Annotated in this window: 19 protein-coding genes; 2 read left to right on the top strand and 17 right to left on the bottom strand. The window is 36.9% G+C overall.

Features of this window, described 5'->3' with window-relative positions; all coding sequences use genetic code 11:
- Window positions 1-85: 85 nt before the first annotated feature.
- The 5 genes from HQN83_RS10290 to HQN83_RS10270 all read right to left on the bottom strand — a co-directional run bounded on the left by HQN83_RS10290 (window position 86) and on the right by HQN83_RS10270 (window position 3715).
- Window positions 86-958: a GIN domain-containing protein gene (locus HQN83_RS10290; protein ID WP_173090255.1), complete on the bottom strand. Its 873-nt coding sequence runs from the start codon at window positions 956-958 to the stop codon at window positions 86-88.
- Window positions 959-1004: 46 nt separating this feature from the next.
- Window positions 1005-1382 carry a GntR family transcriptional regulator gene (locus HQN83_RS10285; protein ID WP_173090254.1) on the bottom strand — a complete coding sequence of 126 codons (378 nt, stop codon included), beginning with the start codon at window positions 1380-1382 and terminating at the stop codon, window positions 1005-1007.
- A 15-nt stretch (window positions 1383-1397) separates the two neighbouring features.
- Entirely contained in the window at window positions 1398-2225 is an 828-nt protein-coding gene (locus HQN83_RS10280; RefSeq protein ID WP_173090253.1) for a hypothetical protein, read from the bottom strand.
- Between the two features lie 6 nt (window positions 2226-2231).
- Entirely contained in the window at window positions 2232-3059 is an 828-nt protein-coding gene (locus HQN83_RS10275; RefSeq protein ID WP_173090252.1) for an ABC transporter ATP-binding protein, read from the bottom strand.
- Between the two features lie 287 nt (window positions 3060-3346).
- Window positions 3347-3715, bottom strand: a complete 369-nt coding sequence (locus HQN83_RS10270; protein WP_173090251.1) for a helix-turn-helix domain-containing protein — start codon at window positions 3713-3715, stop codon at window positions 3347-3349.
- 460 nt (window positions 3716-4175) lie between these two features.
- Here HQN83_RS10270 and HQN83_RS10265 point away from each other — a divergent pair, with 460 nt between their 5' ends.
- Both HQN83_RS10265 and HQN83_RS10260 read left to right on the top strand, forming a co-directional pair.
- Complete coding sequence (locus HQN83_RS10265) at window positions 4176-4988, top strand: sigma factor-like helix-turn-helix DNA-binding protein (RefSeq protein ID WP_173090250.1); 813 nt, start codon at window positions 4176-4178, stop codon at window positions 4986-4988.
- Window positions 4989-4992: 4 nt separating this feature from the next.
- Window positions 4993-6090, top strand: coding sequence for a hypothetical protein (locus tag HQN83_RS10260; protein ID WP_173090249.1), 1098 nt, complete (start codon window positions 4993-4995; stop codon window positions 6088-6090).
- 529 nt (window positions 6091-6619) lie between these two features.
- Here HQN83_RS10260 and rfbA read toward each other — a convergent pair.
- The 12 genes from rfbA to HQN83_RS10200 form a co-directional block, all read right to left on the bottom strand.
- Entirely contained in the window at window positions 6620-7480 is an 861-nt protein-coding gene (gene rfbA, locus HQN83_RS10255; protein WP_173090248.1) for a glucose-1-phosphate thymidylyltransferase RfbA, read from the bottom strand.
- A gap of 37 nt (window positions 7481-7517) precedes the next feature.
- The gene (locus HQN83_RS10250; protein ID WP_173090247.1) at window positions 7518-8096 is read right to left on the bottom strand and encodes a DUF3109 family protein; all 579 of its coding nucleotides are present in this window, start codon (window positions 8094-8096) and stop codon (window positions 7518-7520) included.
- Window positions 8097-8100: 4 nt separating this feature from the next.
- Window positions 8101-8880 (bottom strand): DUF3108 domain-containing protein, encoded by a 780-nt coding sequence (locus HQN83_RS10245; protein ID WP_173090246.1) that lies wholly within the window; start codon window positions 8878-8880, stop codon window positions 8101-8103.
- A gap of 30 nt (window positions 8881-8910) precedes the next feature.
- On the bottom strand, window positions 8911-9426 hold the full coding sequence (locus HQN83_RS10240) for a DUF2480 family protein (protein ID WP_173090245.1): 516 nt from the start codon (window positions 9424-9426) through the stop codon (window positions 8911-8913).
- Window positions 9427-9562: 136 nt separating this feature from the next.
- The gene (locus HQN83_RS10235; RefSeq protein ID WP_173090244.1) at window positions 9563-11659 is read right to left on the bottom strand and encodes a peptidylprolyl isomerase; all 2097 of its coding nucleotides are present in this window, start codon (window positions 11657-11659) and stop codon (window positions 9563-9565) included.
- Window positions 11660-11786: 127 nt separating this feature from the next.
- Complete coding sequence (locus HQN83_RS10230; RefSeq protein WP_246254441.1) at window positions 11787-12359, bottom strand: hypothetical protein; 573 nt, start codon at window positions 12357-12359, stop codon at window positions 11787-11789.
- Window positions 12359-13663: a hypothetical protein gene (locus HQN83_RS10225; protein ID WP_246254439.1), complete on the bottom strand. Its 1305-nt coding sequence runs from the start codon at window positions 13661-13663 to the stop codon at window positions 12359-12361. Before HQN83_RS10225 ends, HQN83_RS10230 begins: the two co-directional genes overlap by 1 nt.
- Window positions 13626-14381, bottom strand: a complete 756-nt coding sequence (locus tag HQN83_RS10220) for a type III pantothenate kinase (protein ID WP_173090243.1) — start codon at window positions 14379-14381, stop codon at window positions 13626-13628. The genes HQN83_RS10225 and HQN83_RS10220 overlap by 38 nt, the downstream gene beginning before the upstream one ends.
- 80 nt (window positions 14382-14461) lie before the next feature.
- On the bottom strand, window positions 14462-15442 hold the full coding sequence (locus HQN83_RS10215; protein WP_173090242.1) for a DUF6427 family protein: 981 nt from the start codon (window positions 15440-15442) through the stop codon (window positions 14462-14464).
- Between the two features lie 29 nt (window positions 15443-15471).
- Window positions 15472-16458: a glycosyltransferase family protein gene (locus HQN83_RS10210; protein ID WP_173090241.1), complete on the bottom strand. Its 987-nt coding sequence runs from the start codon at window positions 16456-16458 to the stop codon at window positions 15472-15474.
- A 29-nt stretch (window positions 16459-16487) separates the two neighbouring features.
- The gene (locus tag HQN83_RS10205; protein ID WP_173090543.1) at window positions 16488-17339 is read right to left on the bottom strand and encodes a UDP-2,3-diacylglucosamine diphosphatase; all 852 of its coding nucleotides are present in this window, start codon (window positions 17337-17339) and stop codon (window positions 16488-16490) included.
- A 242-nt stretch (window positions 17340-17581) separates the two neighbouring features.
- On the bottom strand, window positions 17582-20062 hold the full coding sequence (locus HQN83_RS10200; protein ID WP_173090240.1) for a glycosyltransferase family protein: 2481 nt from the start codon (window positions 20060-20062) through the stop codon (window positions 17582-17584).
- Window position 20063: the final 1 nt, after the last annotated feature.

Genomic DNA, 20063 nt, shown 5'->3' with positions numbered 1-20063 from the left:
CCAAAATACAGTATTTATAACAAAACCAGCGACGGTCTATTGAGGCTGGCTTTGTTTAATGGTAATTTAGCGTTAAAAGAGCGTGTTACTTTATCATTTTCTTTAAATAAACGATTGGTATTTTAATCATAGTCTCGTCTGATAAACTTCCTGAAACGGCATTTAATTTGATATCTGTCAAATTCACATCTACTTTACCAGAAGTATTTAATGTCAATTGATTGATACCAATACGATCTTTGTTTTGTTCATCCCCTGAGATATTCAATCCTGATTCAGGGGAGGCAGATATATTTAGTAAGTCGTAAGATTTCTCTTCAGACCTAAAATGTGAGGATTTCAGATCTAAATCAAGAGATTTAACTCCTTCTCCAGCCAACAGCAAATCATTAACCTTTTCAGCATTAATACTCAGGTGATTTACATTGAAATCGTTCTCCATATTTAAAAAAACTATTTCCTTAGCATTTAACTTTAATGCTTCTGTCTGTTTTTTGAATGTTAATGTAACTGCATCTATGTCTGATAAATTTAACTCTTCTATTTTTGGTGCATACACATAGATAGCAATGGGATAAGATACATCTTTAAGATCCCCCTTCAATGTAATTTGAAGTTGCTCATTAGCGTCAATAGTTACTTCGATAAAATCCTTATAGGTCTCCGAAACTTTTACTCCATAATCCTTATCATTCACAAGATTTACATACCAGGTTTTATCTCTATTCCCAAAAGCGCCTACTCTATCTCCATGAACACTTATAGATTTGAACGTTTTCTTAAGCACTATGCTAGAAAAGCCATTAGAACTGGAGTTTAAACGTAAATTGGCATTCCCTTGTTCCTTGATTTCCTCAGGATCTTTATAATCTCTATTTATAGTATAGGCCATTATTGTTAATGGCACAACAAACATCAAGACTGCAAATGCGATCAATAATTTATTACTTGTTTTCATCGAAGTATTTTTTTAGTGGTTACAATGTCTTTAAGACACATTCAACCTAAGGGTTAGTAAATGTTTGGTTAACAAATTTCTTGTATCTCGTTTCCAATTCTTCAAAACCAATATCCAGCAGATAAAGGTTTCTAAAAAACACTGGAAGCTCTTCGTCCATAAACTGAACTTTACGATAAAGTTTTATCTGTTTAATAGCATCCTCTGCTATAAAAAAACCAATGCCTCTCTTATTGCTAAGGATATTTTTATTTTGAAGAAGTTCGTAAGTACGCATTACCGTGTTAGGGTTAACTTCTAATGACACAGCCAACTCTCTTACTGAGGGTATTTTTTCTTCATCTTTCCATTTGCCCAACAAAATATGTTCACAAACGTAATCCCCTATCTGAAGGTATATTGCCTTATTATCTCTAAATTCCATGTTTGTGTAGTTTAATTAAACCTCTTTCTCTTTTACACGATAAAAGGTTATTGTCCAGAAAAACAATGTTATGAATGCAGTCCCAATTAGTATAAAGGTAAAGACTTCATCGTTATGGGATCTATATCCAAAATTAGCGGAATCCTGTACCTTATGGAGGGTCAACCACATTCCTACTTTCACAAGTGCATATATCAACCCGCTGCAAAAAAGCAGTGTAACAACTGCAGTTTTTATATAATGAAACCTATTAAAATAAACTGAGCCTAAGAGAAAAATACTGGTAATCATAAACGGGATTCCATACATGGACCTCATCTCTTTATGTACCAATAATTCAGAGAACAAAGTCCTTATACCAACAACACCCGTTTTAGGGATAGGATAAGCCCCAGATGCGGTACTAACTGTAATATGACCAATAGACTTTTCAATGGAGGTTACAAAAGTCAGATCAACAATATAAAAAACTAGCAAAAAGCTAAATACACTTAAGATACTTGTGTAAAATAACCCACACAGCCATTTTTCTAAACTTGAAGCAGGAGCCATTAGTTCAATTATTGCCTTAGCCTTCTGTCCGAGCATTGAAAAATAGCTACTGGCTATTACGCTGATAAAAATGAATCCCGACGTAAGAAACAAAGGAATTCTAAAATTCAGGTTCAAAAACCCATCTGAATTATAATGGTAATCTTTATCCGGATCTGGGAAATTCCACAAATAAAATAGAACAAATACACCTGCTATCACCAATAAACTGATCAGGTATATTTTGCCAAACTCAAGCCATTGTCTTTTTACCAATAACCAGAAACGATTGAAATTAAATATGTTGTTCATAGCGCGTTAATTAAAAATGGGTTTAAGTTTTTTCTTTTCCGCAAGTACAGCATTGAATAAAAGTTCAATATCCATCTTGCTATCTTCCTGATGGTAGTTTGGCACTACTACGTTAAACCCAGATAAAGCTGGTTCAGCATAAATAACCGTTTCGTCCAACTCCTTCATCTTTTTAAAGGTTAACTTTTGAGTGATCTCTTCAATTGATGCTTTTAAGGCAATTGTACTTTCATCTAGCATAATCACTGTATCAATTAAATTATCAAGATCACGCACCTGATGGGTTGATATGACGATACAACGGTCGTCAGTTAAGGCAGAGGCCATAACTTTACGAAATTGAGCCTTAGAAGGAATATCTAAACCATTGGTTGGCTCATCCATAATAATCAGCTTAGCTTGGGTAGCCAAACCAAAGGCAATAATAAACTTCTTCTTTTGTCCATAAGACATATTAACCAGCTTATTGCTAATAGGAATGTTAAATTCCTCTAGCAGCACATTCAAATAAGCATGATCAAATTTCTTATAGAATGGAGCATTTGCCATTATATACGCATCAATTTTGATTGATGGGAGATGAAACTCCTCAGGAATAAAACAGATGTCGGCTAATAGATCGGGTTCTCTTTTGGCAGGATTAAACCCCATCACATTTAGAGATCCGCTTTGCGCATATACCAAACCAGCTATATTTTTCAATAGACTAGACTTACCTGCACCATTTTTTCCGAGTAAGCCATAAATATGACCAGCGCTAAGCTGCATACTCATATCCTTAAAAAGCAGGTTATGCTTACTGTAACCAAAATTAAGATTGTTAATTGTTATCATTACTACTGTATTAGTTAAATAATACACTAATATATAAAGTAGTTTTTAAAATTCAAATATTCCACAAGATATTTATGAATTATTTCAAATATGTAGATTCTATCAATCAGCTATTTGCACCAATAAACTAAGGAAAAACTCACTTTTTACAGGACTGATGTTATAAAGGTTAACGATTAAACTTCTGAATCTTTAATAGCATCATCCCAAAATAAATCTACCTTAATAACATAAAAAGCTTGTATTAATGAGATCAGAAAAGAAAAAGGAAGTTTTAATATGCTTATTCAATGAATGGGTTCGATTCTAGCCACTTCAGTTTCCTTCTTAGTAGAAACAGAACCATCCCGATTTATCCTATTAGTTCTACGTAACGTTAGTTTGACCTGGTCGTATCTAGGAGTTTGTTTTGGAAACAAATCTTTAATTTCACAATCAAGCGCTTTAGCTAACAATGGCAAATGCCTTACATTATATTTCGCTCTTTCAACAAAAGTTTCAACTTTTGAAACAAAGCCATCAGCTAATTTCATCTTCTGAGAAAGCTGCAATTGAGTCAAACCAATTTCCTTTCTAAGATCTCTTACATTGCATATCAGGAGATAGTCCATTTCGGATATCTCAACATATAAAAGTTCTTCGGTTTTCTCTGCCATTTGCAGTGGCAATTGACATAATTTTAAAATTCACATCAACTCCACTTGTGGATTTGAAAATTTTATATTATCTTAGTCTACATGAAACAGATAATTATAACTATTGTAAAAACAATGATAAAATAATACAATCCACAAAATTGGATTGAGCTATTTACTAAAAGACAGCGTGACAAATAGTGACAGGTTTTAGCATCATTAATTCACAATAATTATTATCTAATGTTATTTTTGTAATTCTTCTTAAAAAAAATTTGAAGCATTACACTAGAGTCTTGAACTGGAAAACTGGTAATTTACGGGAACAAGATGACAGTGAAGATGCTCACGCTATATGGCGTGGGCTCTTTTTGTCGTTCCCAGGTATACCAGTACCCCCAGTTCGACGAATTGAGTTCCACGCCATTTGGCGTTAACTCGGTTTACGACTCATATTAATTGCTAACCAATTATTATTAATATGAACTTCACCAGTTGTAAAATCAAGGACGAACACCGTAATTTTCTCAAATTCACCCAAGGCGATGAGCAAGGCTTAGAGTATTTCTATAACCGACTCTACCCGGCTCTATTTTATAAAAGAAGCAGGTATATCAAAGATGAGGTCAACGCGAACTGCATCGTCAGCGAAGCCTTTCTGCGCCTCTGGCTGATCAGAAACAGCATCACTGATCCTAAACACATCGAAACCTTTCTTAGTGACACCACCATTAAAGCCTGCAAAGCTTATTACAAAACCTCCCAGCACAATTTCCAACGGAACATGCTAAGGCTTGACGAGATAGAAAACTATCAGGAATTCCTCGGAGGATATGACCCCGAAATAGAACCGGATCAAGACGAGACTATCTATCAGGAAGAACTGGATGAACGCTTAAAGCTACAGTGGAGGCAAGTTGAAGCAGTTATACCCAACCTCGCTGAAAACCAACAATTGTTTATTAAGCTCTGCCTGAAATACGCTTTTAACTATGACCGCATCGCCTGGCATATCGGCGGCATTTCGGACTATCAGGTAGCCAGAACGGTCGAAAAAACATTGGAAACACTAAAATCCATCCTGACCAGTTCTGGCAAGCTCGAGACCGCAGGAAAAACCAGCAAATTCTACTTCGAAGGCGATCTGTCCGAGGAACAATCCAAAATTCTGCACATGCGCTACGAACTGCAGTACAGCTTTGAAGAAATCGCCCGCCAATTGAATTTAAGTCAGCAGCAGATACAAAGAACCTTTGTGCAGGCCTACACTAAAATCAAAAAAATAAAAAGCTAAAACCATGGAAAAAGAAACAATAATCCTAAACCGTAAGATCCAGCTGCTTATTGATTCAGATGAGGTAGAAGTGATCAAAGCGGCAAAAGAGCAGCTATACAGCTGGCAACGGATTTGCTTCAGGGCTGCCAACATGATCATGACCCATCATTTTGTACAGGAACATGTGAAAGACTTCTTTTATCTAACTCAGGAGATCAAATTGAAACTGGCTGATGAAAAAAAAGAGGAAAACGGGATCTTAAAGTCCTCAAGGACAAACACGACTTACCGCTTGCTTTCTAATCATTTCAAGGGACAAATCCCCACCAACATCCTTTCCAACCTAAACAACACCCTAATTTCTTACTTTAACAAAGAAAAGATGGCTTACTGGAAGGGTGAAAAGTCACTTAGGAACTATAAAAAGACCCTTCCCCTGCCCTTTGGCCCGAGAGTAATTTCAAGTCTTAGTTCAACTCCAGACAACAAGAATTTCAGTTTTAGGTTATTCCAGATTCCCTTCAGAACCTACCTTGGAAAAGATCATTCAGACAAGAAGGTTCTACTGGATAGAATTAAAAATGGTACTTTAAGACTTCGCACCAGCAGCATCCAATTAGACAAAGGTAAAGTGTTTTTACTGGCAGCTATTCAGATTGAAAAAGATCAATATGCGCTGGACACTTCCATAATTGCTGAAGCGTCCTTGTCGATTGAGCATCCTGTTACTGTTAAAATCGGAAATCGCGAATATGCTATAGGAAATAAAGAAGAATTCCTCCATCGCAGACTAGCCATACAAGCCGCTATTCTCAGAGTTAAAAAATCTGTAGTTTTTAACCGTGGAGGTCACGGAAAGAAAAAAAAACACAAAAGTCTGGAAGATTATCGCCAGCGTGAAAAAAAATACGTGGAATATAAGTTGCATGTCTATAGCCGGATACTGATCAACCTCTGCATAAAATATCAGGCGGCAACATTGATTCTGATTAATCAACAGCAGAAGGAAGAAATTGCCAAAGAAGATCCCTTTTTATTGCAGAACTGGAGCTATTATAGTCTGAAAGATAAGATTACCTACAAAGCAGAAAAAGCAGGGATTTACGTAATTATTGAATAAAGGAGGGGAAAAGAGCATAGTTATATCACCATTGGGCATTCCCAACTAAGCTCGCAAATATGCTGACTACGTAACATAATATACTGGCTTCCTTTGAGCGCCAATATAAGTTAAACTTAGATAGAAGAGCCGGTACTGGCTTAATTACACCAACTAAGCTGGCGCATGAATAAAACAAATAATTAGAGGCTGCTTGTACAGCCGTAGGGTGATACCAATTAGGCTCACTAATATGCTAAAACTGCATACTACAATATACGGGCTTCCTGTGAAAACCAACATGAATTAAACATCCATTAATGGCTCGCCCTCATTTAAATATATTACTCAGAGACTGCTATATAAAAAACAATAGGATTCTCCTACAGCCGCCGGCAGAGACTAAAGTTTATCAATAAAAGATATTAATCCTGCATGTCCTAATTTAATCAAAACATGCAGGATTAATATCTTCTATCGAAAGCAGATGGTTGTTGTACAAGAGCCCTCAGTTATTCTCAGCGCTTAAATTTTAAGTTATAAAAGATTCTTATTTTAAAATCTTCAACAAATAAGAACCATAACCACTTTTCACTAAAGGTTCAGCTACTTTTCTTAATTGTTCTTTGTCAATGAAACCCATTCTGTAAGCAACCTCTTCGATACATCCAATTTTTAATCCCTGACGTTCTTCAATCACCTGAACAAATTGTCCTGCCTGCATTAAAGATGCAAAAGTTCCAGTATCCAACCATGCAGTACCTCTGCTTAGTACACCTACCTTTAATTTTCCTTGTTCCAGATATACTTTATTTACATCTGTAATTTCATACTCCCCTCTTGCCGAAGGCTTAATGTTTTTAGCGATTTCTACAACTGAATTATCATAAAAATACAATCCCGGAACTGCATAATCAGATTTAGGATGCGCCGGTTTCTCTTCAATAGAAATCGCTCTGTTCTCCTTATCAAACTCTACAACGCCATATCTTTCAGGATCAGAAACACGATAAGCGAACACAACACCACCGCTAGGATCGGCGCTTGATTGTAGCAATTTAGCCATCCCATCACCGTAGAAAATGTTATCTCCAAGTACCAGCGCTACTTTATCATTGCCGATAAAATCTGCTCCGATGACGAAGGCTTGTGCCAAACCATTTGGTTGTTCCTGAACTGCATAAGAAAACTTACATCCTAAAGCACTTCCATCACCAAGCAGTTTTTCAAAGTTCGGAAGGTCATGAGGTGTAGAAATAATGAGGATTTCATTAATCCCCGCAAGCATCAAGATAGACAATGGATAGTAGATCATCGGTTTATCATAAACCGGCATCATCTGTTTACTCATTACCAGGGTTAAAGGATGCAACCTTGTGCCACTTCCCCCTGCTAAAATAATTCCTTTCAAGTTATAGCGTTTGTTTGTTTAAAATTCTATTAGTGTTCTAACCAACTATGTCATTATTCGAAGATACAGTATCTTCTAGTTCTTTAAACCACTCCACACCATATTTTCTTACTAAAGGGCCTTTTAAAAATTGATAAACAGGCACCTTTAATTCCCTTCCAAAAGAACAGGCATCATGACAAATATGCCACCTATCATAGTTCAAAACTTCAAATTCAGGATATTGGGTGACTCTGATAGGATACAAATGACAAGAAATTGGCTTTTGCCAATCAACTAATCCTTGTTCATATCCCTTTTCTATTCCGCACTTAGTAATTCCATTTTCAAAAGTAACATAAGCGCACTCTTTATTTCCATCTACACATGGAGTTGTCAAATCTCCATCAGCATCAACCACTGATGTTCCCTGCTCTTCTATCGCTGCTATTCCCTTAGCCTCCAGCAAATGCTTAATCTTTGGATAAACTTCTTTGAGTATCGCAGTTTCAGCAACATCCAATGGAGCTCCGGCATCTCCCTCCACGCAACAAATACCCTTACATTTGTTGAGGTTGCACACAAAGTTTTCTCTAATCAGGTCTTCATGTACCAGGGTATTTTGTATTTCTATCATCTTTTTAATTTACTATGGCTAGTGGATACTTTAATCCATCTGCCGATTTAATTTCCATTATTACTGACCCTACTATAATCTCAACCTGAGCCTTTACAGGTACTCTGTTGCCATCATCGGTAATCCATAAGTATAATTTACTATCCTTACGAAATATTCGACCAGGCTTAATTGAAGGGCTAAATTTCAAACAACTTATTTTTCCAAGCTTTGTTTTTACAATTTCTCTGCCCAGATATTGAATTTCTAACTGGTTCACTTCATCACCAAGGAAATAATTCAATTTAACATAGTCGCCAGATTTCATTTTAGAGATATCGAGACTCCTTGCAAAATAGTAAGAGGACACCAGGTCGAACGTTTGATTATTCGGTGTTGAAAAAGTACCTTTTGTTGCGACTACTTTCTTTTCTTCCTGACTAAATCTTGCTTTATCTTGTCGTCTATAACTTCCTTCTCTAATATTTTCCTGAAAGAAGTAAGGCTTTAAATTAACTTTATCAATATAAGAGTCGTAATGATCTCTTATTTTATAAAAAACATCAAAGGTTCCGGATGTTACTCCATCAACGCTTAACCTATAGGTAGGATTACCATCAAATTTCAAATCTGAATTGAGCACTTTTAATGTTCCTTCCGCAGCAGTAATAAATCCATATTTCAATTTATAGGTAAGCACCTCTCCTGGCTGAAATACGGGCTCCTTTACAAAAGGCAATTCCTGTGCAAAGCCTTTAAAGCTTAGGAATATAACAACAGCAAATAATAAAAATGATCTTCTCATACCTAAGCTAAAACAAAAAGCAATCCAAAATTAATCCTTTCGCTTATAAATGGGCACGGTAGAGCATGGCTCTCCATACATAATACTCTTAACAACAGGCGTTAGGAGATTCGTAATTTCCACATAAGCAGAAACAGGCAAATAAATATCTGCACATCCCTTTACTACAACACGCTCACCTGCAAAAGCATTAATATCTATTTTTGCCAGTGCCTTGGTAAACAAAATGGTTTCCAATGTTTCAAGGTTACCAAAAACTACTTCATTTGCATATGGCTTTAATTTATTAGCCAAAAGCATGTAAGCCCAAGTAGGAACAATTGCATCTGCACTACAGATGATTGCTACGTTTTTACCTTCATAGCTAGCCCAATCATGTGCTTTTATAAACTCTCTGAAATCCTTTTCTCTCAACATCAATCCGTGGAAAAGATTATCCTTAATATCATAAACTACTCTTTCTCCCTGATTAAGGTACTCTTCAAGGTTAAAAGTGATTAAACCACTGGAAGCTACTTTATTGACAAAATTCTCTTGAATATCCATTACTACAAATATTATAATTGTTAAAACCGGCAATCTTACATACTGCCGTCATCCTGAATTTATTTCAGGATGACGTAAGGCACAAAAAAACCGGAAGTATAAACTACTTCCGGTTGCAAAATTACGTAAAATAAGATTAATAGAATTTCACCCTATTGTCTTTTATGTCGCTTTTATCTTGTAATGCCTGGAATGCCGCACCTAATGAGCGCTGAGCAGTAGCCTGCATCATTATTTCTTTTTGTTTGTAAGTATTAGCTAATGGAGCCGGGTTAGTAAATCCATCTACTGAGAATACATATACACCACGTTCACCATCGATAGCTTTAGAAAGCTTACCTGGCTGAGATCCAAAAACAGCACCTACTACTTTATTTTCCTGACCTGCGCCTGGGATAATAGGGTTTGCGAATACAACATTTTGAACAGGAGTTGCAGGTTTAGCTAATTTTTGAGCTACCTGATCAATATTGCCGGCACCTTGTAATGCTTTGTCAACTTTTTCTTTAAGCATTTTAGCTTTAACAATATTACGAACGATTGGCTCAATATCTTTCTTAACTGCATCTAAAGGCAAAGTTCCTTTTGGTCTGATATCTGTTACGCGAGCTACAACAAATGAGTTATCCATTTGATAAACCTGATCTAACACGTCACCTGCTTTAGCGCTATAAGCATCACGTATTAACTGACGTGGGTTATCTAAACCTGGAGCAAAGCCTTGTGTTGGTGTAATTTTATCAGCAACACCTAAAGTGTAACCTTTTTTCTGAGCTAACTCAGAGAAGTTACCACCTTTAACTTCACTTAAGAAGCTACTTGCTTTTTTATAAGCAGCATCCTTAGTTTTATTACTTGCCATTAGGCTTTTCTCAATGTAAGCTAGTTTAGCCACTTTTGAAGAACCAATTTGTTTTTCGATTTTGATTAAATGAACACCGAATTGACTGGTTACAATTTTAAGGTCACCAACGTTTCCATTAAATGCAGCATTTTCAAACTCAGGAACCATTTGTCCACGAACAAATGTACCAAGGTCTCCACCTTTATCTTTAGAACCGTCTACACTGTACTCAGCTGCTAAAGTAGCAAAGGCTGCACCTTTTTGAATAAGGCCCTTTAACGAGTCAGCTAATTTGATCGCTTTATCAACACCACCAAGTTTGCTTGCATCAAGTAAAATATGACTTGCTTTAACTGAATCAGGAGAGAAACGAGTATCAATCACTTTAACCAATTTGTAAGAATTGCCAGACAGCTTAGGTCCGTAGAAACTACCAGCAGGTAAATTGAACACTACTGAATCTACAGCAGGATCTAATTTGCCTTTAGTAAGGTAAGTGTATGGAACTTTAACGTCTGAATTAACTGCCGCAAAAAGAGAGTCATTTGCAGATGTTTTAAAATCAGCAGCAAGTTTCTCAATTTGTGTTTTAACCGCTGCAGAATCTTCTTTAGTTGGGTTAACACTAAAAGCTACGTACTCAAATGCACGAGTTTCTGTAGGATTTTCGAAACGTTGTTTGTTATCGTTATAATAATCTGAATAATCAGATTCAGCAATTTTCACACTAGCATCAGGAATAGAAGCATATTCTAAACCAACATATTTGAAGTTAGCCAGTTTATTACGGTTTACATGCTCATCATTAGCTTCTAATGAAGTTACGTAAACAGAGTTAGTTACAAACTTCACATATTTTTGTTGTAATGCTTGTCTTTCTATTTCTTCTTCAACTGCTTGTAGCTGTTTTGCCATATTAGGATCTTTGTAACCTTCTTTAAAGGTTCTGATCACCTGGGCTCTATCAACCTTACCAGTTTGAGGGTTTCCAAAATATTGTACAATAAGTGGGCTTGGGTTATCGCCTTTAATAAGGTCGGCCAACTCATCAGAAGATACATTTATACCTAAGCGGCTATATTCTTTTCCTAAAAGAACCTTAGCTACTTCGCCTTGCCATACGTTGTCAACAGCCATAGCTTGCATTTGAGCGTTACCGGAACCTCCGTATTGCTGTTTGAACTGAGCTAAACTCTGATCAACCTTAGCACCAAACTCATCTATGTTTATTTCCTCACCGTCAACAGACCCTACAACTTTTTGAGAAGCAGCCCAAAAAGGCTTACCTACGTTAATTGCATCACCAACTAAAAATGCAACAATTGCAAAACCGATGGCTCCAATCAGAATATAGCCTGCGCGATTCCGCAAAAATGTCATTAAACCCATAATATTCTTATTTATAATTTTTTTTAAGAGGGCGCAAGATACAACTTTTGCTAAAAAAAGAAAATATAAAATTGTTTTTGAATAAGTATTTAAAAATTAAGCGAATAAGGCCCTTAAATAAATAAGCTTATTCTCCGAAATTCTCCGGCACATAGGTCTCCCCTGAGCCATTTTTCCAGTTGATAAAATTGAAATCTTCAGTAGCACTAAAATCTACCGCATTAAGAACCGTACCGTCTGGTTTTGTGACTACACCTTTTGGCGACAAGAACAGTTTCTTGTTCTGATCCCAAACCAGCTCTTCCGTATTAAAAGTCATGTTTTCGTTCACGACAACTACATTTCTCTTGAAAATGGTGAGTTTCTCAGCTTCCTTCATAATCGCATAATCGGAAGTGATGGATCCTTTAATCTTTGTAGTGATCTCGTCTATGAAGTTGATTTTAACACCCTTTGGCATTTCCTGATAACCAGCTCCATTAGCTGGAGTAACCTTATCCATGATAGGTGCAAAACCCTGCGCTTTAACCTTTGCTGAATCACTGTAGATGATATCCACACCGGTGGTGCGGTCGCGGTCTAAAGTGACTTTTTCAGACAGCTTTGCAGCCTTCTTCAAGTCATCCTCTCCGCAAGAACTTAAGCAAATCTGTAGCAGACAAAGTATAACACTTCCATATATTATACCCCGAGTATTCATTAATCGAATTTATATCTTCTGAACCAGGTATCGTTAAGTGTAAATCCTAAGTGGAAATTTATATAGTTCTCTTGAATAAGACCGTTGGTTATTGAACCTCTTTTTCCTACTTCAGTTGTAAAGTTTAGCTTGTAAATGGAATTTCTGCTAAGTGCCAGTGGCAGACCAAGCCCAAAGGTGACAGCCATCTGCTTAACATCCTGATCGTTTAGTCTGATATACGTCTTATCATATTGGAAACCCATGCGATAGTCTACGTGCTTAAAATAGCCGGTAGTTGCCCCTGCATCAGGCGTAAATTGACCTCCTCCAGAGAATCCCCAGCTATCCTGTAGACCTTGGTTTAGACCATCCAAGCTCAATTTAGACCATTTTCCCATTCTATAATCTGCGCCAATCATCCATTTGTTGTCTCTTTGAATTGAGATACCAAAATTATGCATTAAAGGAAGCTTCAATTTAGCAGAACTGTTTTGATCTATTTTAACAGTATCAGGTGTTCCTTCACCCTGAGAATCAACTTTAAATAATGTTGTTAAAAAGGTCTTCTGGGAATTAATTGATGAAGAAGAAGATCCTGAATATCCTAAAGTAATACGTTTTTTTGTACCCAAAGGAATCTCATATTGTGCACCATAAGAAAAGCCAACACCACCAACACTATTCTTCTTAATGTTACGACTATTAAAAGCAACCTGATTTAACGGATCCAAAGTGGCGCTTTCCAGCAAATTTCCAAATATATATTCGATGTTACCTCCAATTCTAAAATGATCTCCAAATTGCTGTCCGTAACCGAAATATGCTTTTGTTAAGTTTCCTTCTCCTGAATAATTATAATTTACATTGTTTGTGTCTAACCTATCATTAACAGTGTACTCGTAACCAAGTTCAGTAAAAGGCAATAAACCAAAGCTTATTGCTGATTTTCCTGCTACTATTGGAAAAGCTACTGCAACATGGCTAAGTGTACCATTAAAACTACTTTCAGATTTAGAGCCATCTTTTAATGTGGTAACAGCACCACTCAAACCCATATCAAGGGTGGTAAGCGTAATCCCTGAATAAGTAGCAGGGTTCTGCATGTTGATATTACTAAAACCACTTGGTTTATAAACACCTGTAGAAATACCGCCCATTGCCTTAAACTGAGGAAGTAATGCTCCTTTTACGTTTCCAAGTCCAAATCTGGAGTACGGCGACTGTGTTGTAACCTGTGCATTAACAGAAATACTGGTAAGCAATAACAATACTGCCGCTATATAATTAATCTTTTTGTACATATTCAAAAGCAATGACTTCATTTAATCCTTTTAATACTAGGTATGGATCGTGTATAATTTGAGGCGCAAAGATGCTGTTTTTTAATTGTTTCAGCAAAAAAGCTGCATCGCCCCCAGTTATTAGTACGGTTAGATCCTTATTTTCTTTATTTTTATGGGAAATAAATCCCTCAACTTCATTAATTGCACCTTGCAGAACCCCACTCTTAATGGCTGTCGCTGTGTCTTCTCCTGCCGGAATTTCGGTTTCCATCCTATCCCACTCTACCAAAGGCAGTCGGCGGGTAAAATGATGCAAAGCTTCGAACCTCATATGTAAGCCTAAACTTATACTACCTCCAAAATAGGCATGGTCGCTATCCAGCAAATCGTATGTGATGCAGGTTCCTGCATCAATTATAAAACAATTTCTTTGAGGATAGTAATAATGGGCAGCAATAATTTTAGCCCATCTATCCAAACCCAGCGTAGCAAGTGTTTTATAGTGATTCTTTATTCCGGTATTGACCTTTGTAGAAAACTCGATATAATTTGTGTTCTCTTTTAAAACATTAATTATCTCTTCAAACTCAACGGCAACACTCGAAATTGTTGAATTACTTATCTTATGCTGCTTAATTAAGTTTAAAACATCCTCAGCAGTCATCTGTTTCAGTGTCAGGTACTCAATCAGCTCCCGGTTGTTAAAAACAGCCAGTTTACTATTCGTATTACCAATATCTATGACAAGATTATGCATTCAGGACAGCTACTCCAAACTTCATTGCACAAAGCTATTAATCTTTGGCAAGTTTCAACATTTCAAATTGTTAAAAAAAGTTAAACAAACAAAAAGTACTGAATGGCAAAAACAAGGATCAGGAACAAGCTTTCATAAAACCATCTCTTTTTTGCATTTGAGAAATAATAAGCAAGTAATACAGCACCGGGAGGCACGCATAGCAAGAAATGAGACAATCTAAAATCAGGTTTGGTATAAAAACTTACAATGCTGATGAGGAACATAAAAAACAGCATCTGAAATGCTTTTCGGGTACTTATAAAGCTCCTGAAAAAGTTTTCGCGCAATTGCAATGTAGCCAAAACGATCATCACCGCAACAGGAACCAACACCAAGTAATCGTTATAATTGATCTTAAATACAGAAGGGAACTTATTCACCAGTGGAAGCCAAATCTTGTAGAACATCGACAAGTTATCGTTCCAATAATAATAAACGCCTACAAAGAAAAATATGGTTAAAAAGCCAACCAAGCCAGAAATCCACTCTCTCCAGCTAAATGATCTGTATAACAGCAGTGTAAACCAGAGCATTGCCAGCATTACAATAAAAGGGAAATAAATAAGTGTTCCGATGGCAATAATCATCCCCACATCAAACATGGTCATGATTGCATTTGGCGATTTACCCATCTTCAAAAACTTATCCATTATCCATATCATCAAAAAGTTACAGATCAAAGTAGGACTCAGAACAAGGAAAGGCATAAACAAACTCGAGGCGGTAACGTAAAGTAAAGCAGGTAAAAACCCCGGCTTACTTAACAACCCGTGATTGTTAACCACCCTGTTAAATAAAATTGCCTGTATGTAGATGATGATTCCTGCGAAAAACACGTTTCCAGCAGGCGAGAACGTATTCTGAAGAGGGATCTGGATAAAGAATTTAGTATACGGCTCTAAAAATTCAAACTGAAGTGATGGGGGTAAATCAGCAAATATCGCCATGCGCATAAAAAAAGTATATGCGAATAATATGAGCAGGTTTATAGGGTTTAAATTTCTAAATTGATTGATCATGCCTGTATATTACGGCAAAGTAAAGCAAATTATCTGGCAAACTGCTTCACAACTTTATCAATTACCGCAGCCGTTTCATCGGGAAAATAAAATTTGTGTTCCTGAGGATTATTTACCCAGCCCTTAATAATGGGCAACCAGTTTTTATTACTACCCCATATTACCGGCAAACCAAATTGCTTTAGTGCAAAGGCATTACATTGTTGCTCATATTGGAATTTCATAGGTGCTACCAGCAACTTTTTACCCATGTGTAATGCCTCAGCAGGACCTTCAAATCCACCTCCGGTAAATAGTCCTTCGCAAGAAGCTAAGCTTTTATTGAACAACTCATTGTTTACAGGATTTACCACTACATTTCCATCAGTATAAGCATGTTTGGTGTGTTTAGAGAACACTTCCCATTTTACATGAGCAATCTGTTTTAAAATAGGAACAAGAAACTTATCATCGATCGCTGGTAAATAAACAGTATAATGACCAAGATTTGAGACTATCATATTCCTGATTTCAGCACGAATTACAGGAGTATAAATGAAATCATCGTACCTATCAAAGTGAAAACCAACATAGTGAGATGCCGGGGCATAATATTTCATAACCAACTGTGCCCAATCTATACTTTTAGGTTTAGGAACTTTTTTTGACTGGAAGGATGCCTGATGACTAAGCCCAACACTCTCAATACCTTGTCTTTTGCAAGCCCATGCCGTAACAGGTTCAAAATCGTTAAGTATCAGATTATATTCTTCAAGAGGCACGCTGCGCATGTCTCTAACAAAGCGCGGAAGATCCATCTCTTTCCAGGTCTCGTAATGATTTACGCCTCCTTTTTTTCCGAAGATAAAGCTAAACCCATGAAGCTGATATTTCACTTCCTGAGTTAATTTAACGTCCGCCTGTGTTCCGCTAATCAAAAGATCTACCTCTCCGTATTGCTGAAGCAACGGTACAATTTCTCTTGCCCGGCTAATGTGTCCATTGCCGGTTCCCTGAATGGCGTAAAGTATCTTCATCCGCACCGAATATCTGTAAATTTTACGCGTTAGGCAATTTCTAATTTAATCTTTTGCAATAAAGTATTAATATCCAATTTACTGTGAAGATCTTCACTATCAGATAAAACTCCCTCTTCTACCTCATCCTTCTCAAAGTCCTTTTGATCATACTTAAAAATCTTCCAGCTTTTGTCGTAATATTCAAGGGCAGTTAAGTTTTCAACCCAATCTCCACTATTCAGATAGGTAACTTCACCTTCTTCTGTTTTAATGGTACGCATTTCTGGCTGATGGATATGTCCACAGATTACATATTCATATCCTTTTTCTACTGCAAGTTCCGCAGCAGTATATTCGAACTTGTTAATGAACTTCACTGCATCTTTAAACTGGGCTTTTATTTTTTTAGAGAAGCTCATTTTCTCCCTTCCAATAGATGCCAGGCACCAGTTCACAAAACTATTTATCAATATCAACGTATCATAACCAACTGCGCCTAATTTAGCCAGCCACTTAGAATGTTGCATGGTTACATCGAAAACATCGCCATGAAAAAACCATGCTTTTTTACCGTCAATCTCCAGAATCAGTTTATTTTGTAGGTGAAAAGCACCCATGTGCATGTCTGCAAACTTCCTCAGTAATTCATCATGATTTCCGGTTAGGTAATATACCGGAACCCCTTCAACTACAAATTTCATTAGCTTGCGCACTATTTTCATGTGGGTTTCAGGCCAGTATCTTTTACTAAACTGCCACACATCTATAATATCTCCGTTTAGGATAAGCATTTTGGGCTTAATGCTTTTAAGATACTTCAACAACTCTTTAGCATGACAACCATACGTTCCTAAGTGAACGTCGGAAATTACAGCTATCTCAACTTCTCTTTTAGATATCATCGTCCTCCATTGTTAATTCGTATGGGCTAAAAAAGAAAGCGACTATTGCAATAACACATACTATTAAAAACAATTCCAACATAGGGATATTAGTTTATTGCACAAATATCCAACATGTAGATTAACAACAGGTTAAGAAACAGTTATCATTAAGATGGATAAAAAAAGCCGTTACTATTTAAAGTAACGGCTTTTACAGCATCGTATAAAACAATGCTTATTTCAGAAGCAACAATTAATTAAGCTGCTTTTTTCTTTTTCTTATCATCATAGAATGCAAATCCAAGACCTGCAACCAATAGAATTGAACCTGCAAGAGAGATCTTTTCTCCTAAATAATAGGATACCGGCTCAAACTTAAATTCAACTTTATGATTTCCTGCTTCAAGTTGTGCGGCACGGAGTACATAATCGGCTCTGAAATATGGCTTTTTCACTCCATCAACATACATATTCCATCCTTTGTCGTAATAGATCTCTGAGAATACAGCGATGATATCACGGGGGGCGCTATAAGAGTAAACCAAATGATCAGGGTTATAACTATCAAGCTTAATTGAAGCTGAAGGGTCAGCACCCACATTTTTTGAGCTGATCAGACCTTTGTACTGAATATCAACAATAGCTTCTTTTTTAGGATCAAAGCTGCTAATTGCTTTCATTTCCTCGTCTGCATCCTTAACAAACTGAACACTTGGAACAATCCATGCATTTCCAGCTGCTGTTGCATTATTTTTCATCTGATAAGATCCAGTTTTAGGATCCTGAGTAATGATGTATTTAGTATTCAACATATCCAATACATCCTGATTGATGCTTTTAGTAAGCTGATTGTCTATCAATTCCTGATATCTCTTCAATTTCGCAGCATGGTAACCTCCAATAGTTTTATGGAATGCAGAAGTGCTTGCATCAGAGAAAGTATTGATGGTTAAGTCCATTACCCTAAAATTAGGATCCTTATCTGAAGAAATAAAAGTATCTACTTCACGTTGTTGGAAGTGGTTATTCAAATCTGTTTTACTGGCAAAATTGTTGTTGTTCAAATAGCGACGATCTACTTGCCACATATCTATCATGATAGCTAATCCTAAAAGAATAAATGCAAGTTGCATGTTGATCTTTTTAGTGATTAGGGCCCATATCAATGCATATCCAACGGCAATAAATAAGAATGAACGAATCGCATCAGCACGAGCAATATCAGCTCTGTCGGCTATAAGTGCATTGGCTATTGATTGCGCAACACCTGCATTATTTTGAAGCATTTGCGTAAGCACCTGCACCATTTGCTGATGATTGGCTGTAGTAAAGCTAAACAATGCAGTAGGCATAATGGCAACAATGAGCGTAAAGCCTCCTGTTATTCCACCAGCGATAGTTAATTTTTTAACCAGAGTTTTTTGATCGTAGCTGCCTTCCTGAGCTTCTTTTATTGCAAGAACAGCCAAAATAGGAACCATTAAGCCAACAAGGGCCAAAATAGATTCAACTGCTCTAAACTTATTGTACAATGGGAAATATTCAAAGAAAAGATCGGAGATCATTGGGAAGTTCTTACCAAATGACAACAACATGAAAAGGATAGTTGTTCCAAGTATCCACCACTTCCATCTGCTTTTTACGATCAGTAGACCGAATACGAATAAAAAGCATACTATAGCGCCAAAATAGTATGGCCCGGATGTACCTGGTTTTTCTCCCCAATACTGTTGTAAGCCGATTTGTCCTGCCAACTGCCCAATTGCCTGAGTGGGATCACCACCGGTTATACCTTGCAAAGCTTTATAAGTATGGCTTTCAGGTTTTACTAGAGCATCAATACTTGTTGCACCACCATAAAGATCCGGGATCAGGAAGGTAAAGCTCTCTCCAATACCCTGACTCCAGCCATAAGCATATTCCTTTGATAAACCATTTTTCTCTTCTGCCGCATCGGTAGTTAAGTTTGATTTACCTCTGTTTGATTCTTTACCGTACTCATAAGTAGTCCAAAGTTTACCGGTGTTAACCATAAATGCCACAAGCATACCAACAGCTAAAAAGCCTAAAGCTTTACTTAGTTCGGCCGTTTTCTTTGCTTTTACAGCATGGTAAATCTCTATACCTATAAAAATCAGCAAAGCGATCATCAGATAATAGGTCATCTGAATGTGGTTAGACCTAATCTCTAGCGCTAGGAATAAAGCCGTTAAGCTGGCCCCTATCCAATATTTACCCCTTAGGGTTAAAATTACCCCGGCAATTATTGGCGCACAAAAGCCAATGGCAAGTGCCTTATTACTATGCCCGGCAGCAATAATGATAAAATTATACGATGTAAAAGCAAAAGCTATCGCTCCTGCGGCTGCAAGCCATGGATTTATCCGCAATACAATAAACAGGAAATACGCACCTACCAGGTACAATAAAACCGAATCTACCGGATCAGGGAAAATAGTTTTGATTAATGAAATTACATAAGTTGCTCCATTATAAGGGTGCTGAACCCAAATCTGATAAGCAGGCATACCACCAAAGATCTGATTAGTCCATAAAGGACCTTTCCCATCTTTTTCTTTGTAGTGCATTATTTCGGTAGCGGTTGCCTTAGCACCCAAAACGTCTCCCTGAGCAGGTGCCTTACCTTGCAGAACTGGACTGAAGTAGACAAAACAGATGATTATAAAAAATCCAATAATGGCAAGATGTATGCCATTCGCTTTTAACCAATTATTCATT

It is taken from the genome of Pedobacter foliorum (assembly GCF_013266735.1).
Taxonomy (GTDB): Bacteria; Bacteroidota; Bacteroidia; order Sphingobacteriales; family Sphingobacteriaceae; genus Pedobacter; species Pedobacter foliorum.
The sequence above is the reverse complement of the archived record's forward strand: the minus strand, read 5'-3'. Positions and strand labels throughout refer to the sequence as shown.